General features: G+C 62.9%; 1 protein-coding gene. It reads right to left on the reverse strand.

The features are described 5' to 3' along the window. The coding region (locus ACR9ZK_RS23905; protein ID WP_481344379.1) for a hypothetical protein at positions 1-229 on the reverse strand (229 nt) is incomplete at both ends.

Raw genomic sequence — 229 nt, forward strand, 5'->3', positions numbered from 1 at the left:
GAGTCGTCGTCGACCCGTGGAACAGGATACGCAGCGGAAACCACAGAAGCAGGTTTTCCGCGTAGTAGAAGCCCAGCGAGCTCAGCGCGGAGAGCATGACCGCCCAGATCATCGTCTGCACGACGCCGAAGCGATGGGCGAGTTTTGTCGTGATGACCGCGGCGAGCATCGACGCCACCCCCATCATCGCGGTGTTGACCCCGATGAGGCTTGAGGGGACGCCGCGCTT

This window comes from Monashia sp. HAY1-5C (genome assembly GCF_056755255.1).